This is a genomic window from Methylocystis sp. Sn-Cys, assembly GCF_016745395.1.
Lineage (GTDB): Bacteria > Pseudomonadota > Alphaproteobacteria > Rhizobiales > Beijerinckiaceae > Methylocystis > Methylocystis iwaonis.
Window position 1 is genome coordinate 89,612 of the sequence record NZ_JAERVJ010000008.1, and the last position, 14,698, is coordinate 104,309.

14 protein-coding genes are annotated in these 14,698 nt (G+C 63.7%); 6 read left to right on the plus strand and 8 right to left on the minus strand.

Features of this window, described 5'->3' with window-relative positions:
• Positions 1–51: 51 nt before the first annotated feature.
• From JJT62_RS15240 to JJT62_RS15260, 5 genes are all read left to right on the plus strand, one after another.
• Complete coding sequence (locus tag JJT62_RS15240) at positions 52–276, plus strand: zinc ribbon domain-containing protein (RefSeq protein ID WP_202073632.1); 225 nt, start codon at positions 52–54, stop codon at positions 274–276.
• Positions 246–1,151, plus strand: coding sequence for an alpha/beta fold hydrolase (locus tag JJT62_RS15245; RefSeq protein WP_246744931.1), 906 nt, complete (start codon positions 246–248; stop codon positions 1,149–1,151). Before JJT62_RS15240 ends, JJT62_RS15245 begins: the two co-directional genes overlap by 31 nt.
• Before the next feature lie 183 nt (positions 1,152–1,334).
• Positions 1,335–1,862, plus strand: a complete 528-nt coding sequence (infC, locus tag JJT62_RS15250) for a translation initiation factor IF-3 (RefSeq protein ID WP_202073633.1) — start codon at positions 1,335–1,337, stop codon at positions 1,860–1,862.
• 195 nt (positions 1,863–2,057) lie between these two features.
• Positions 2,058–2,840: a hypothetical protein gene (locus tag JJT62_RS15255; protein ID WP_281928445.1), complete on the plus strand. Its 783-nt coding sequence runs from the start codon at positions 2,058–2,060 to the stop codon at positions 2,838–2,840.
• An 81-nt stretch (positions 2,841–2,921) separates the two neighbouring features.
• Positions 2,922–3,806, plus strand: coding sequence for a TadE/TadG family type IV pilus assembly protein (locus tag JJT62_RS15260; protein WP_210340689.1), 885 nt, complete (start codon positions 2,922–2,924; stop codon positions 3,804–3,806).
• A gap of 24 nt (positions 3,807–3,830) precedes the next feature.
• Here the strand turns inward: JJT62_RS15260 and JJT62_RS15265 are convergent, their stop codons facing one another.
• The 7 genes from JJT62_RS15265 to JJT62_RS15295 form a co-directional block, all read right to left on the minus strand.
• The gene (locus JJT62_RS15265) at positions 3,831–4,652 is read right to left on the minus strand and encodes an ABC transporter permease (protein ID WP_202073747.1); all 822 of its coding nucleotides are present in this window, start codon (positions 4,650–4,652) and stop codon (positions 3,831–3,833) included.
• Positions 4,653–4,666: 14 nt separating this feature from the next.
• Positions 4,667–5,413, minus strand: a complete 747-nt coding sequence (locus JJT62_RS15270) for an ABC transporter ATP-binding protein (RefSeq protein ID WP_202073636.1) — start codon at positions 5,411–5,413, stop codon at positions 4,667–4,669.
• Positions 5,414–5,609: 196 nt separating this feature from the next.
• The gene (locus JJT62_RS15275; RefSeq protein ID WP_246744945.1) at positions 5,610–6,569 is read right to left on the minus strand and encodes a YVTN family beta-propeller repeat protein; all 960 of its coding nucleotides are present in this window, start codon (positions 6,567–6,569) and stop codon (positions 5,610–5,612) included.
• Between the two features lie 122 nt (positions 6,570–6,691).
• On the minus strand, positions 6,692–7,870 hold the full coding sequence (locus JJT62_RS15280; RefSeq protein ID WP_202073637.1) for an ABC transporter substrate-binding protein: 1,179 nt from the start codon (positions 7,868–7,870) through the stop codon (positions 6,692–6,694).
• Positions 7,871–8,151: 281 nt separating this feature from the next.
• The gene (locus JJT62_RS15285; RefSeq protein WP_202073638.1) at positions 8,152–8,553 is read right to left on the minus strand and encodes an EF-hand domain-containing protein; all 402 of its coding nucleotides are present in this window, start codon (positions 8,551–8,553) and stop codon (positions 8,152–8,154) included.
• 73 nt (positions 8,554–8,626) lie between these two features.
• Positions 8,627–11,029 carry a TonB-dependent receptor gene (locus JJT62_RS15290; RefSeq protein ID WP_202073639.1) on the minus strand — a complete coding sequence of 801 codons (2,403 nt, stop codon included), beginning with the start codon at positions 11,027–11,029 and terminating at the stop codon, positions 8,627–8,629.
• Positions 11,030–11,232: 203 nt separating this feature from the next.
• Positions 11,233–12,561, minus strand: coding sequence for an ATP-binding protein (locus tag JJT62_RS15295; protein ID WP_202073640.1), 1,329 nt, complete (start codon positions 12,559–12,561; stop codon positions 11,233–11,235).
• Positions 12,562–12,670: 109 nt separating this feature from the next.
• Between JJT62_RS15295 and JJT62_RS15300 the strand changes: the two genes are divergently transcribed.
• Positions 12,671–13,291 (plus strand): response regulator transcription factor, encoded by a 621-nt coding sequence (locus JJT62_RS15300; protein WP_202073641.1) that lies wholly within the window; start codon positions 12,671–12,673, stop codon positions 13,289–13,291.
• Between the two features lie 255 nt (positions 13,292–13,546).
• Here JJT62_RS15300 and JJT62_RS15305 read toward each other — a convergent pair whose 3' ends face one another.
• Positions 13,547–14,575 carry a cytochrome-c peroxidase gene (locus tag JJT62_RS15305; RefSeq protein WP_202073642.1) on the minus strand — a complete coding sequence of 343 codons (1,029 nt, stop codon included), beginning with the start codon at positions 14,573–14,575 and terminating at the stop codon, positions 13,547–13,549.
• Positions 14,576–14,698 lie beyond the last annotated feature (123 nt).

Consider the following 14,698-nt stretch of genomic DNA (forward strand, 5'->3'; position numbering starts at 1 on the left):
CGGCGCCGGCAACGCCTATTATGCAGCGAACTTTCCAACCCACGAGACCCCATGCCCCTCTACGCCTTTCGCTGCCAGGATTGCGCCCATGAATTCGAGACGCTCGCGCGTTTCGAGGAGACCCCCGAGTGCCCCGCTTGTGGCGGCGCGCATGTCGAGCGGCAATTGTCGCTGATCGCCAAGCCCGCGGCGGGCGGCGATGTGGACACAGGCCCGAGCTGCGGCGCCATGTCCGGCGGCGCGCCTTGTCCGAGCTGTCCCGCGCTCGCCGGTTGATGGACGCCGAGGCTCTTCTCGGCGCGCGGCGCATTTTCGTCCCGGCCAATGGGCTGACCTTCGAGGTCTTCGAGGCGGGGGAGGGGGAGCGGCTTGCGCTGCTGCTGCATGGCTTCCCCGAAACCGCCGTCATGTGGCGCCATCTGGTCGCGCCGCTTGTCGCCAAGGGCTATCGCGTCTGGGCCGTCAATCAGCGCGGCTATGGCGCCACGAGCCGTCCGAAGGGCAAGAAGCATTATTCGCTTGCGGCCCTCACCGGGGACATCGCGGGCCTTATCGACGCTTCCGGCGCCAAGTCGGTCACGCTGATTTCCCATGATTGGGGCGGCCTCGTCGCCTGGGTGGCGGCCATTCGCCGGCTGCGGCGGTTGGAGCGGCTCATCTTCATCAATATTCCGCACCCGCTCTGCTTCTGGCAGACCTTTTGGCGGAGCCCACGGCAAAGGCGGAAATCCTTCTATATCGCCTTGTTCCAGCTTCCGGCGCTGCCCGACTGGCTTCTGTCGCTCGGGCGCGGCTATCTGACGGCGGCGCTGATCCGAAATGCGGCGCCGCGCCCGGGCGCGATCTGCGACGACGCCATGGACATTTACCGCGACAACGCCGCTTCGCCCGGCGCGATGACGGCCATGCTCAACTGGTATCGCCGCGCTCTATGGGATGCGCTTGCGGCGCGTGACGAGTTCGCCGCGCGCGTCGAGACGCCGACGCTGATCGTCTGGGGCCTCCGCGACGTCGCTTTGGACCGGGACTGTCTCGAGGGCACAGAGCGTTACGTCGCCAACCTTCGCATCGAGCGCCTGCCGGGCGTCGGCCATTTCTCACCCGAAGACGCGCCCGAAAAGCTCGCGACTCTCATAGATGATTTCCTTTAACGCGCATTTCCGCGTGAATAATCCCTAAATAGCCATTTCGCCTGTTGACTTGCCGCGCAGTCGTGAGAATCTCCCCCGCTCCGGACATCCGTCCGAAAATCATCTATCCGCTCGCTGAGCGCAGTTTTCGATCACGGCCGAGGTTGTCGGCCCTCAAAGGAGTAAAGATCCATTCGCAGGCCAATGAAGAGCACCGCGGCGCCGCAAAAAGAAGGCCCGCGCACCAACCGAGAAATTCGCGCCCGTGAAGTGCAGTTGATCGATTCCGAAGGAAAGAATCACGGCGTCGTCCAATTGCTGGACGCGCTGGGCATGGCCGAGCAGGCCGGGCTCGATCTCGTCGAGATCGCGCCGAACTCGACGCCGCCGGTCTGTAAGATCCTCGATTACGGCCGTTTCCGCTTCGCCGAGCAGAAGAAGGCCGCCGAGGCCCGCAAGAAGCAGAAGGTGGTCGAGGTCAAGGAAATCAAGCTCCGCCCCGGCATCGACGAGCACGACTACGACGTCAAGATGAAGGCGGTTCAGCGCTTCTTCGAGGAGGGCGACAAGGTCAAGGTGACCCTTCGCTTCCGTGGGCGCGAGATTGCGCATCAGGACATCGGCTACCGATTGCTGACGCGCGTGAAGGCCGAGACCGCTCAGATCGCCAAGGTCGAGCTGGAGCCCTCGATGGAAGGGCGACAGATGGTGATGGTTCTGGCGCCGAAATAGGCGCTGCGCCTGCCGGCGACCCGGCGGGCAGGGGGAGGGGTTGGCAGGCCGATGTCGATTGCGCCGTCCAGGACATTTCTTTCTCGGGCGGCCGCTGGGCTTGTGTCCAGCGCGCTGATGTCGGGCGCTGCGCTAACGCCTGCTGGCGCCCAGCTTGCGCTTCCCGGGGCCGTGGCGCCGACTCCGGAAGGAACGGTGACGTCTCCTGGCGGAAAGTCCAAGAAAAAGCTCAGCAGCGGCGAAATGGGGCAGGCGCGGGGGCCTGTCGTCATGCCCAAGGCCCCTTCCGAGGAGACAATCGTCGGCAAGACGCTGCAGCTCGACGGCGCAGGCGGCGCCATAGAATTCTCTCGGATCGGACCGGATCTGGAAGTCGCGAAGCTGACGCTTTCCGGCGATCGCCTGTCGCGCTCGGGCGAGGAATGCCGCGTCGAGATCGCGGGCATGCCTTTGAAACTCACGCGCCGCGACAGCGGGTCCGGGCTGCGCCGCTATCAGCTTCTGTCTCTCCCGGCTTGTCCGTTCACGCTCGATGTGCTGGACGGGGCCATTCTCGTCACCAATGACGGCAAGGCCTGCGAGATCAAGGAAGCGGATTGCCGCGCCGATCCGAGCGGGCTTTGGGGCACGGCGGAGAGGGAGTTCGACCCCAAGAAGGCCGAGGACATGCTCGGCGCCCGCGCCAAGGTCGAAAAAGACGTCCGCGCCGATTTCCGCGAGCTCTACGAGCGCAACAAGAAAGAAAAGCTGGTCCGCAGTTTCGTGGTGAAGGAGCAGGCGGGCTTTTCCTCCTGGCGGGAGGAGGTTTGCCGCTCCTACGCCAAGGAATCCGACTTCGGCTATTGCGCCCTGCGGCTGACGGAGGCGCGCGCCATTGCGCTCGGCGCCCAGCTCGCGAGCGGCGTGAAGCTGCCGGAAGGCTACGCCGAGGCCGCGGCGGCGGAAGAGGCGGCGGCGAAGGCCAAGGGCAAAAAATAAATTAGTCGGTCGAAACAAGCGTTTACAGAGGCTGCGTTTAAGCTGCCGCTAAGGTCTTTCCCTGATCCTGTCGATGAAGACATGGTTTTGGGGGCCTGGAAATTGCGCCTATTACAGCTTTACGCCTCAACGAGCAGGCGCTCCGCCTTCGCAGCCTGTCAGCGCGGCACCGTCGCCATTCTCTTCGGCCTAGCGCTTTTTCCCGTGGCGCTCCTGGTGGGCGGCGCCGTCGACTATTCTGCGGCAGTAACGAAGAAGTCGCGATTGCAGGAAGCGCTCGATAAAGGCGTTTTGGCGGCTGCGGCTAAAGGTGCCGCCGATTCTGCGCTCCTCAACCGATATTTGAACGCCAATATGCCTGTCGGGATCAGCGCCATCAATGCGACGCTTGCCGTCAGTACGGCTGCAAATGGCGCCGTTATCTACGCGTCTGACGCGACCTTTGCTGTTCAGACGGCTTTTCTGAAGATCATCGGGATGAACTCGATCAACGTGGGCGCGCATTCCGAGGCGACGCTTCCGACGCAGATCGTCACCGCGACTTTCAACGCGGTCAGCGCCAAGGGCGCTTTCGCGAAGGACATGTTCCTCTGGACGAAAAACGCCTCCGGGGCCGTCACCTCGAAGCAAACGGTTCTTTCCTACCGTTACGGCGTCTCCGGCTCGGGAACCAACCCGCCGGTCGGGGCTTGGACAGTCACTTTTTCGGTCCCGAAATATTCGACCTATGGCGTCGGAATGGTCGCTTACCAGGACCTGAGTTATCAAGGTGGGCTGATCAATCCGGTCGAGTTCTATAGCGACGTCAACTCGGCCTCGTTTCGTAAAACCGGCAATTGTCAGGATAGCGGCGGCGCCCAGTACAACGTCGAAGACGGCGGCGATAACGACTACCTGGATTTCGTCTACACAATGAAATGCGCGCTCGGCGTGGCGTCCAATAGTGTGGCGCGCCTCTCGAAATAAAGAGGGAGATGCGGGGCGCCGCTTTTAGCCGCCCCTGCGCATCAGCATGCCCCGCGCGGGATCGTAGGCGATGATTGCGCTGATGAGAAAGATGCTCGTATAGGCTGCGACCACGAGCAGCGAGACCCAGTCGACCTGCTGATAAAAGGCGAAGCGGATCAGCTCGACCGCGTGGGTAAACGGATTTGCCTGGCAAGCGTAATAGAGCCAGGGGCTCGACTCCTTCACGCGCCAGAGCGGGTAGAGCGCGGAAGAGGCGAAGAACATTGGGAAGATGACGAAGTTCATCACGCCCGCGAAATTCTCGAGCTGCTTGATGAGCGATGACAGCAGCATGCCAAGAGCGCCGAGCATGAGTCCGCCGAGCGCAAGCGCCGGCAGGACGGTGAGATAGCCCCATTTGGTGGGCGGCTCGATCTCCCAGAAATAAGCGATGGCCAGGAAAGCGTAGACCTGCAGGATCGACACGGCGACGCCGGCGAAAAGCTTGGCGCCGAGCAGGAACCAGCGCGGGAAGGGCGAGACGAGCAGCGTGCGCATATTGCCCATCTCGCGGTCGTAGACCATGGAGAGCGACGACTGCATGCCGTTGAAAAGCTGGATCATCGCCATGAGGCCAGGCGCGATATAGACCTCGTAGAGCACATAGGTCTCATAGGGCGGGATGATCGAGACGCCAAGCACCTGCCGGAAGCCCGCTGCGAAGATGAAGAGCCACACAAGCGGCCGCACCAGCGCGGAGATGAAACGCTCGCGCTGATGCAGAAAGCGCAGCCCCTCGCGCCAGACGACGCCCCAAAGACAGACGAGATATTGGCGCGGGGTGAAAGAGGAGGCGAGCGTCATTGGCTCCCGACAGCTCATGCCGAAATCCTCTCCACGGCGGCGCCTGTGATCTTCGCGAAGGCCGCCCCGATTTCCGCCGCGCCGTTTTGCGCAACGATCTCTCGCGCCGTTCCGGTCGCCAGCGCCTTGCCCTTGTGCAGGATCACCACCTGATCCTCGTGATCGATCTCGTCGATGAGATGGGTCGTCCATAAGACGCCGAGCCCCTCGTCGCGCACGAGGCCGCGCACATGGGCGAGAATATCGGCGCGCGCCTTGATGTCGAGGCCGACGGTGGGTTCGTCGAGAAGCAGAAGGCGCGGCTTGTGCAGCAAAGCGCGAGCGATCTCGACGCGGCGCATCTGCCCGCCCGAGAGCGCGCGGGCCTTGTCATTGGCGCGTTCGGCAAGGCCGGCGCGCGTCAACGCCTCTTGCCCGAGGCGGCGCGCCTCGATAGGGCCGATGCCGTGCAGCGCCGCGTGGTAGACGAGGTTCTGCATCAGGCTCAATTCGAGATCGAGCGTGCGCGCCTGAAACACGACGCCGAGCCGCCGCAGCGCCGCGCCGGGGCTCTGCATGACGTCTGCGCCAAAGATCTCAATCTGACCCTGCCGCGCCGCATAAAGCCGCGTAACGAGGGAGAAGAGCGTGCTTTTCCCCGCGCCGTTGAGACCGAGCAGCACGGTGAAACTGCCGGGCGCGACGGTGAAGCTCACATCGTCGAGCGCCTTGCGGGCGCCATAGGCGTGCGAAAGATGGCGGATGGAGAGGGCGTCGGTCATCGCGGCGCTGCGTTGCAAGCGAGCCTGAAGGCTCGCGGTCCGGACCGCGCGCCTTCAGGCGCGCAACTGTCATACCCGGCATTCGCGGAGTGAACGACCGGGAATCCACAGCCGTCCCACCCAATCTTAGGGGTTGCTGCTCTGGATTCCCGATCGCGCTTCGCGCGTCGGGAATGACAATCCAGCCCCGGCCCCATCATTGCGGCGCCACCACCACGCCCCAGGGGAAGGAGCCGACCGGGATAGACTTCACCACTTTGAGGCTCGCCACGTCGATCACCGACACGTCGTTCGACACGCCATTCGCGGTCAGCAGATATTTTTCGTCCGGCGTGAAGGCGAGGTGCCAGACGCGCTGGCCGACGAGCAGATATTTCTCGATCTTCTTCGTCTCGGCGTCGATCACCGCCACGCGGTTCGCGGGACCGAGCGCGACAAAGGCGCGCTTGCCATCCTTGGTGATCGAAATGCCGATCGGCTGGATCGCCTCCTTCGACATTCCGGGAATCTCGAAACTGATCTTCTGCTTCAATTCGCGCTTGTTGGGATCGATCACCGCCACCGTGCCGCCAACCTCCGACGACACCCAAAGCTCGGAGCCGTCCTTCTTGAATTCGGCGAAGCGCGGGCGGTTGTCGACGAGGATGTTGGCGACGATCTCCTTGGTCTGCGTATCGATCAGATGCGCCATATTGGTCGTCTCTGACGTATTGACCAGGAGCTTGCCGTCCGGACTGACCGCCATGCCTTCCGGCTCGACGCCAACGGGAATATCGCCCACCTGCTCCTTGCGCTTCACATCGATGAGCGTGACGAGATTATCGTTCTCGTTGGAGACGTAGATCGTGTCGCCCTTGGGGCTGAGCACGAGCAGCTCGGGGTCCGGGCCGGAAGGGAGCTTGCCCGTGAGCTTCAAGGTTTTGGTGTCGAGCACCTGAATGGCGTCGTCGTCGCCGGCGCAGATGAAGAGCTCGGAACCGTCCTTGTTCAGCTCGATGCCGCGCGGGCGGCGCCCGACCTTCACGGTCGCCGTCGCTTCCAGCTTCTCCGTGTCGATGACGGTGATGGAGTTGCCTTTTTCATTGCTGACGAACGCCGTGTAGGCGTGGGTTTGGGTGGGTAGAAGAACGCCGCAGAAGAGCGCTGCTCGCAGCAGCCCCCTCCCTGTCCCTCCCCCGCTGCGCGGGAGAGGGGACACTCGCGATCCGCGTTTCTGATGAAGGCTACAATCTGCTCCCTCTCCCGCGCAGCGGGGGAGGGCTGGGGAGGGGGCCATTCTCATTTCAACCTGCACTTCGTTTCGGGCTGATCGAGCCCCAGCGTATCGAGTTCGCTCACCTGATGCAGGAAGCCTTCCTGCGGCGAGACGGAGACGGTGATGCGGCCATCCGAAAGCAGGATCGGCTGGCGCAATTGCTGGTTCCAGGGACGCAGCGTCAAACGCACGCCCTTGAAGGCGGCGGTGGAGAAATCCTTGCCGAGCATAAATTCACGCAACTTGTCGGGCGCGCTGGAATTGGTGCGCGTCGCCGCTTCGCCGATCATGCGCATGGCGAGCCAGGCGGCGTTGTCGCGCGCGTTCATGAGACGGCGATAGGTCATCATGAAACGGTTCTGCAATTGCTGGGCGCCCCATTGTTCATGGGCGGGGTCCCAATTGGTGGGATAGAGGCCGGCCGAGCCCGCGACAGGGCGCGGGTCCCATGTGCGATAGGGGAGATAGCCCGCGAAAACCTCGCTCTCATCCACGGCGAGAAGCGCGTCATAGGCGGGCGCATTCTGGGTCAGGACGGGCATTTGCCGTTGCGTCTGAACCGAGCCCGAGTCGCTGCGCCGCCCGCCGCCGGTGTCTTCATAGAGGCGCTCTTCGACGATCTTGGCGCCGAACTTCTTGGCCGCGCGGCGATAGGCCTGCGCCAGCAATTCGTCATTGGCGTGCGAGCCCTTGATGAGCAGCCATTTCCGCCACTGTTTCCAGACGAGATATTGCGCGAGCCCATCGGCCAGCATGGCGCGCGTCGGCGTGACATGCACGACATTGGCGCGGCAGTCTTCCTCGCGAAGCCGATCGTCGGGCGCCGACACGTTGAAGAGCAACGCGCCCTTCGCCTTGGCGCGCTCGCTCGCCGCAAGAAGACGGTCGGGCGCGAGATCGGCGATGATGAGAAGCGCGCCCTTATCGACGAGCGTATCGATCGCCGCCGCGACATCGGCGCCGTCGTCGAGCTTCGCGTCGGCAACTTCAAAAGTTTGATGGGTGAATTTGCCGGTGGTGTTGTTGTCGACCGCGCCCATCAGCGCGCCGGCGAGCGTGTCGTCGGCGGCGGGAATGTCGAGGATGGAGAGGGTCTCGCGCGAATGCGGCTCGCGCAACACGCCGACCTTGACATCGAGCGTCTCGGCCCGCGCGGAGGCGGTCGCGAGCATGAGGCATAAAGCGGCGGCGAGGCGTTTCATGGCCTTCTACATGGCCGGATCGGCGGGAGGGATCAAGTTGTAAGAACGCGGTCCATCATTCGCGCCCTTGGAGTTCGCGCCCTTGGAGAATGCGAGGCAATCGGGAATCCGGAGCAAAGCCTGACACCTTTTCCGGTTGAACAGCTTGCATTAGGGGATGTCATTCCCGGCCGGGCTGAAAGCCCGACCGGGAATCCAGAGCCACAAAAGCGCTGGTTCGGCTCTGGATTCCCGATCGCTCGCTTAAGCGAGCGTCGGGAATGACAGCCGGAAAGCCGGGATCAGCGGACGACGCGCAGCAGCGCCTTGCCTTGCTTGGACGCGAATTCCTTGTCGTCCAGCGTCCCTTCATTGTCGCCGTCGGCTTCCTTGAAGAGCTTGCCGACGACGGCCAGATATTCGTCCTTGCTCAGCGTGCCGTCATTGTCGGGGTCAGCCGCTTTGAATTCCTTTTTGGAGAGGCGGCCCTGAAGCTCCTTGGGCTCGATGGTGCCGTCATTGTCCTTGTCGAGCTTGGTGAAAAGCGCCTCGGCGGATTTGTTCGCCTCGTTCACGTCGACCGTGCCGTCGTTGTCGGTATCGAGCGAGGCGACCGGCGGGGCCTTTTTGGCCAGGGCTGGCGCGACCGGGGCGGCGAGCAGCCCGGCAAGCGCCAGCGCGCCGTACACAAACGTCTTTTTCATATCGATCTCCAAAGTTTAGCGCCGAAGCAGCGCTAAAATAGGCGCCCGGGAGCCCGGGCGCCAGCTCCGCCGGTCAAAAGGAGATCTTCACGCCGCCAAAGAGGCCGAGCGGCGGTCCGAGCGAAACCATCTTCGGATTCGACAAGGGCAGGAAGGAAATCGCCGCCGTATCGTAGAAGACCCCGAAGCTGCGCGACCGCACATTGGCGACGTTTTCGATGAGCCCGTAGAATTGCAGGTTCGGCGTCGCCTGCCAGGACGTGCGTAAATTGATCAGCGCATAGGGCGAGAGCGTGCCGAAGGCGTTGATCTCGTCCTCGCGCAGCCAGCCCCCCGTCGAATAGACGATATCGCCGCCGATTCGCCATTGCGGCGTCACGGCGTAATCCGCGCCCGCCTTCAGGCGGTGGCGCGGGATCGAGGACATGTTTGCGCCGGGCGTGATCATCACGCTGCCGTTGCCGAAGGCCGCCGCCAGCGGATTGTTCGGCGCGCCGAGCAGGATCGTCGACTGGAAGGTTGCGTCGGTCAACGTATAGCTGAGCCAGGCGCTGAGCCTTTCGTCGGCGTAGCGCAGCGAGGCTTCGACGCCCTGACGCAATGTCGTCCCGGCGTTGGTGAAATAGCCGCGCCCACCGACCTGGGTCGGGACGCTCAGAATGTCGTTGAAGTTATAGGTGCGATAGAGCCCCGCGCTCCAGGTGAGCTCGCCGGGGAGATAATCCGCCGCCCACGGGACGATCGCAGGAAGCGCGACATTGCCGCGCAAGCCCGTCTCGATCGTATGCGACACCACTTGTTTCAGCGGCGGATCGGCGACAAGGAAATTGTCGATGAGACAGGGACGGTTCGGGTCGGCGCAGGCGAGCTCGAGCGGCGTCGGCGCGCGATTGGCCTCCGAATAGCTGGCGTAGGCCGAGACATTCGGCAGGATTTTATAGGTGAGGCCGGCAACCGGATTGATGCGCGTATAGACCCCCGAGCCGTTGATCTGCGTCCCGCGCATATCATAAAGCGAAATGCCGGCGCGATTGAAGCGCGCGCCCGCGGTCGCCGAGAGCTTGTCGGTGATGTCGAGCGTGTCGAGCGCATAGACGCCGAGATAGTCGTTCGAGGCGCGCACCGAAACGCTCGAAATGCTGCTCCCGGGTTCTTCCACGACCGGGCCGGTGATCCCGACGACGAGGTTCGGTTGAATGACGCCGAGCGTCTCATTCGCCGAAAAGGCCGTCCAGCCGTGATCATAGCTGACGCCGAAAGTGATCTTATTGTGGAAGCCGAAATAAATATCGTCGTTTGTGGCCTGGACGGTGCCACCGATGGTGCGTGAGCGAGTCCAGGTGTTGTCGATCACGCCGAGCGATGCGGCGCCGCCGAAATAGTCGGGAAGCCGCGTGTCCTCGCCCTCGCCGTTGCACAGCCTTGCTTCGCCGCAGGAATTGAACTCGGTGGTGTTGCCGTCGACGCGCGCTTGATCGAAGGCGCGGAAGTGAACGTCGCCGAAAAGCTTCCAATGCTCGTTGGGCGCGATGTTGCCGTTGATGTCGTACATCGCCAGCGTGTTCTTATAGGTTTGCGGCGTCGTATAGGCTGCGCCCGGATCGATGTTCGTCAGCTCGACGGGCGCCGGGCCGCTGGCGCCGAAGCGGTTCTGCGCCACCGTGACATTGGCGTGGATTTCGCCGCTCTCGCCGCGATAGCCGACGTCGCCGTAAAGCCGCTTGACGTGCGAGCCGGAGAAATGGCGATAGCCGTTGTCGCCCGCGGCCTCCATGGCGAGGTAGCTCGCAAAGGCTCCTTTTTGGACGCCATATTGCATCGAGGCCTGACGGCGCGCCCAGCTACCGGCGCGGGCGTCGAGTTCGAAGCCCTGATAGGTAAAGCCGTTCTTCATGTCGACCGTGACGGCGCCGCCGATGGCGTTGAGGCCGAAGAGCGGGTTGCCGGTGACCACCGTCAGGCGGTCGATGGCGATATTCGGGATCAAGTCCCAATTGACCGCGTCACCCCAGGCTTCGTTGACGCGAATGCCGTTCTGATAGACGGCGAGCCCTTGTGGCGTGCCGGAGATGGGCGAGGCGACGAAGCCGCGGAAGTCGATCTGCGGCTGGAAGGGATTGCCGGCGACGTCGCTGATGATCACGCCCGGCGCCTGGCGCTGAAGCGCGCCGGAGACGTCGAACTGGCGGGTCTGCGCCAGTTCCTTGGAGGAAAGCGTATAGGTCGCCGCCGGAACGGCGTATTTGATGACGACCGGGGAAGCCGCGGGCGTCGCCGAGATCGGGGCGGAAGAGACGCGTGTGGACTGGCCGGCGGCCGGGCGGCTCGGGGCGGTTTGCGCGGGCGCAGGACGCGCGGTCGAGCGCAGCGGTGCGCCGCCGACCTCGATCGTCGGCAAGGAGGTCTGCGCCAAGGCCCCGCCCGGCGCGAGCGCCACCGAGAGAGCGATGAAGGAAATCCGTCTATCCAAAACCATGGCCCCAGTCCGATTTTTGCGAGCATCTTTATTGGGCGGGTTTATATCTCTCAGCCTGCCGCGCCGTCCCGTCGCCAAGACAGTTTAGCGACAATATTCCCGACCTGTTGCGCCTTCGCTACAGGTTTGAAAAATAACGGTTTTACAGGGATACGGTCCTGCTCTTTTCGGGAGAAAATCCCGGGCCTCTCGGGCCGAGCGGCTCAGCTCCGCGTCTTGTCGGCGGACGCTGCGTCGAGGGGCAATTCGGCGACGAGCCGGGCGCCGCCGTTCGAGCCGTTGTCGAGCCTGAGCGTTCCGCCAAGCGCGCTCACCCGCTCGCTCATGCCGCGCAGCCCGAGTCCGGCAGGCGCGAAAGCGGCCGGAAGCCCCGTCCCGTCGTCGCGGACTTCGACGCGTAGCCGCTGGCCGGCGCGCGCGATCACAACGGCGATTCGGCTGGCGCCCGAATGTCTGAAGGCGTTGGTCAGCCCCTCCTGGACGACGCGATAGGCAGTCATTGCGGTCGTTTCGTCGAGCTTGGCCCGCGCGCCCTCGAGCGAGAGATCGATCGCGATTTCCGCCCGCGCCTCGCGCCAGCCGCGCGCCAGCGCTTCGATTGCGTCGGCGAGGCCCATCTCTTCCAGGGCCGCTGGCCGCAATCTCCCTAAAATGCGCCGGTTCACCTGCTGCAAGGCGGCGATCTGGGCGTCGATCTTGGCGCAGTCTTCCGCCAGTCGCGCCGGGTCGGCGCCAGAGCTTTGCGCCTTGCGCGCCAGGGCGCCGACGCCGGCGCGCACGGTGAAGAGGAAAGGTCCGATCTCGTCGTGCAAGTCGCGCGCGATGGCGCGCCGCTCCTCGTCCTGCACATGGATCATGCGGCGCAGAAGCTGCCGGTTTTCCGAGTCGAGTCGCTGCAAAGTGGCGGCGAGGCTGTCGATGCGCTCGGCGATCATCACGAATTCGCGGGAGCCATCGGTGGGAACGCGTATCGCATGATCGCCCTGTTCGAGCCGTTGCAACGCGTCCGAAAGTGCGCCGATCGGGGCGAGCGCGCGGGAAACAGCATAGGAGACGAGTGCGAAGGCGACCGCCGCGACGCCAGCCGCGCCGACCGCGAGCCAGACGATCTCCTCCCAGATCTCCGCGATTTCGTCTTGCGAGCTTGCCGTAATTTCGATTGTTCCGAGCGGCGTTGCGAGGCGCGTCGGCGCGGGCGCCCGAAACACCAGCGCGCTGAACCAGTCGGGCGCGCGTTTCTCATTTGTCCCGACCGATGGCGCTTCCTCTTCCACGATCACGCGCACGTGGCGAAGGCGGCCCGCGTCTTCCATCAACTCCGCAAGGACGGCGCGCGGATTCTGCGTCGTCGACAGCCGGGGCAGGGTGGCCTGGACGAGTTCGCGCGCAAGTCTTGTCGCGCCCTCGGCTTCCGCGCTGACGCGCGTCCCCGCATGGAGGATCAGAAGGCCCACGCCGAAGCCAAGGCCCGCGATGATGACGCCGCCGATCAGAAGCGAGAGCCGCGCGCGCAACGTCATTTTTCGCAACATGGCCGATTTCCTCCCGCTTTCTCGCCTGCGTCGGGACGAACGCAGGGAGCGGCGACTTTACGAAGGCGCCGCTTACGGTCAATCTTGACGCAGTTTCAAGGGAGGAAAGATGCGCGTTCTTATAGTCGACGACCATCCGATCATTGTCGCGGGCTGCTCAGCGATGCTCGCCGGGGAAGGCGACATAGAGGTCGTCGACGCCCGTGATGCGGAGAGCGGCCTTGCGGCCTTTATCGCCAACAAGCCCGATGTGACGGTTGTCGACATCGCCATGCCCGGCGTTTCGGGGCTCGAACTGACGCGGCGAATTTTGGAGATCGACGCGCAGGCGCGCATCGTCGTGTTCAGCATGAATGACGACCCGATCTTCGCCGCGCGGGCGATCGAGGCCGGCGCGAAGGGCTATGTCACGAAGAACGACGATCCCTTTCTGCTGCTGAAAGCCGTGCGCGAGGTGGCTGCTGGCGGGGTGTTTCTCATGCCGAAAATCGCCAATCAGCTCGCCTTTGCGAAAAACTCCGCCGCGGTCAGCCCGCTGTCGGCGCTCACGGCGCGAGAGCTGGAGATATTGCGCATGCTGGGCTCGGGCCTCGGCATGGCCGAAATCGCCGAGGCGACGCAGGTTTCCTACAAGACCGTCGCCAATAGCTGCTCGATCATGAAGCGCAAGCTCGGCGCCCGCACGCCGATGGAGCTGATGCGAATCGCGCTGGAGCAGAAGCTGGCGTGAGTTGCGTCTGCCGCATTACCCACTCTCACTTCGCTCCCGCGTCATGGCCGGGCTTGTCCCGGCCATCCACGCCGCGCAAGGGCGGCTCGGGTGGGCGGGTGCGCGCTACCTCGCAAAACCGTCTGGGAAGTCGCCCCGATCGGTCTTTGGCGCAGAGCTAGTCATGTCCGTGGGTAGGCCGTGCCCATTGGCGTGGATGGCCGGGACAAGCCCGGCCATGACGGCCTTGATGCCGACGCGCGCTCTGAAAGGTGCTTACTTCGCGTCCGGATAAGGCTCCGGCGCCGAATAATTCGCCGGGACGGGCCCCGTCAGGCTTCCGAGGAAGGCCACGATGTCGGCGGCGTCCTTATCCGAAAGCGTCTTGTCGAGCTGCGTCTTGCCCATGATCTTGACGGCCTTGGTCAGATCGTCGACCGAGCCGTCGTGGAAATAAGGCGCGGTCTTCGCGACATTGCGCAGGCTCGCGACCTTGAAGACGTAGAGATCGTCGTCGTTTTTGGTGACGTCCGCGCGGCCCTTGTCGGGGTTCGTCGCGCCCGTTTCCTTCCAGTAGTCTTCGGTCACGCCGAACTTCTGGAAGGAATTGCCGCCGAGACCCACGCCATTGTGGCATGTCGCGCAGCCGGTATCGATGAATTTGCGCAGGCCCGCCTGTTCCTGCGGCGACAGCGCCTTGGCGTCGCCCGACAGGAAGGCGTCGAATCTCGACGGCGTCAGCAGCGTCCATTCGAAGGCGGCGACGGCGATTCCCCAATTGCGGGAGTTGATCGGGTCTTTGTCGTCCGGAAAGGCTTTTGCGAAAGCGTCCGGATAGGCGGGGATCGCCTTCAGCTTGCCCATTGCGGTCGCTTGGTCGGGATTGCCGAAGCTCGCCGGGCCGAGCAGCGATTTTTCCGCCTGCTCTTCGAGCGATTCGCGGTCGCCCCGCCAATGCTGCTTGAAATTCATCGCGGCGTTGAAGATAGACGGCGCGTTGCGGGGATTTTCCTTGCCGAACACGCCGACGGCCTTCGGAAGGCCATCGGTCGCCTGCTTATCCGGCAAATGGCAGTGAGAGCAGCTCACATTGCCGTCCATCGAGACGCGATTCTCGAAGAACAGCCGCCGACCAAGCTCGGCGCGGACAGCCTGCAGCGAATCCTTGGCGACGGGGACCGACGGAAGCGGCTGGAAGGACGCATGCGCGTCGTTGAGAAGCTTTTTCGTGTCGAGCGTTTCGGCGATCGCCGCCGTGGACAGGATGGCTGCCGTTGAAGCGATAAATAGCGCCGATTTGCGCATGACGGCCCTCAGAGACTTTGCAGTTTCAACGAATTGGGCAAAAAAATCGAGCCGAGTAAGAAACGCCGTCAACAGCGGCGTATATCCTACCGGCTCGCTTTTTTGTCGAGCGCATCGTCGCCG

Excerpts from the sequence above, each read along its gene's own strand:
- JJT62_RS15305 (WP_202073642.1), bottom strand. The coding sequence starts at position 14,575 with ATGCGCAAATCGGCGCTATTTATCGCTTCAACGGCAGCCATCCTGTCC.
- JJT62_RS15295 (WP_202073640.1), bottom strand. The coding sequence starts at position 12,561 with ATGTTGCGAAAAATGACGTTGCGCGCGCGGCTCTCGCTTCTGATCGGC.
- JJT62_RS15300 (WP_202073641.1), top strand. The coding sequence starts at position 12,671 with ATGCGCGTTCTTATAGTCGACGACCATCCGATCATTGTCGCGGGCTGC.
- JJT62_RS15280 (WP_202073637.1), bottom strand. The coding sequence starts at position 7,870 with ATGAAACGCCTCGCCGCCGCTTTATGCCTCATGCTCGCGACCGCCTCC.
- JJT62_RS15240 (WP_202073632.1), top strand. The coding sequence starts at position 52 with ATGCCCCTCTACGCCTTTCGCTGCCAGGATTGCGCCCATGAATTCGAG.
- JJT62_RS15270 (WP_202073636.1), bottom strand. The coding sequence starts at position 5,413 with ATGACCGACGCCCTCTCCATCCGCCATCTTTCGCACGCCTATGGCGCC.
- JJT62_RS15265 (WP_202073747.1), bottom strand. The coding sequence starts at position 4,652 with ATGACGCTCGCCTCCTCTTTCACCCCGCGCCAATATCTCGTCTGTCTT.
- infC (WP_202073633.1), top strand. The coding sequence starts at position 1,335 with ATGAAGAGCACCGCGGCGCCGCAAAAAGAAGGCCCGCGCACCAACCGA.
- JJT62_RS15290 (WP_202073639.1), bottom strand. The coding sequence starts at position 11,029 with ATGGTTTTGGATAGACGGATTTCCTTCATCGCTCTCTCGGTGGCGCTC.
- JJT62_RS15260 (WP_210340689.1), top strand. The coding sequence starts at position 2,922 with ATGGTTTTGGGGGCCTGGAAATTGCGCCTATTACAGCTTTACGCCTCA.
- JJT62_RS15285 (WP_202073638.1), bottom strand. The coding sequence starts at position 8,553 with ATGAAAAAGACGTTTGTGTACGGCGCGCTGGCGCTTGCCGGGCTGCTC.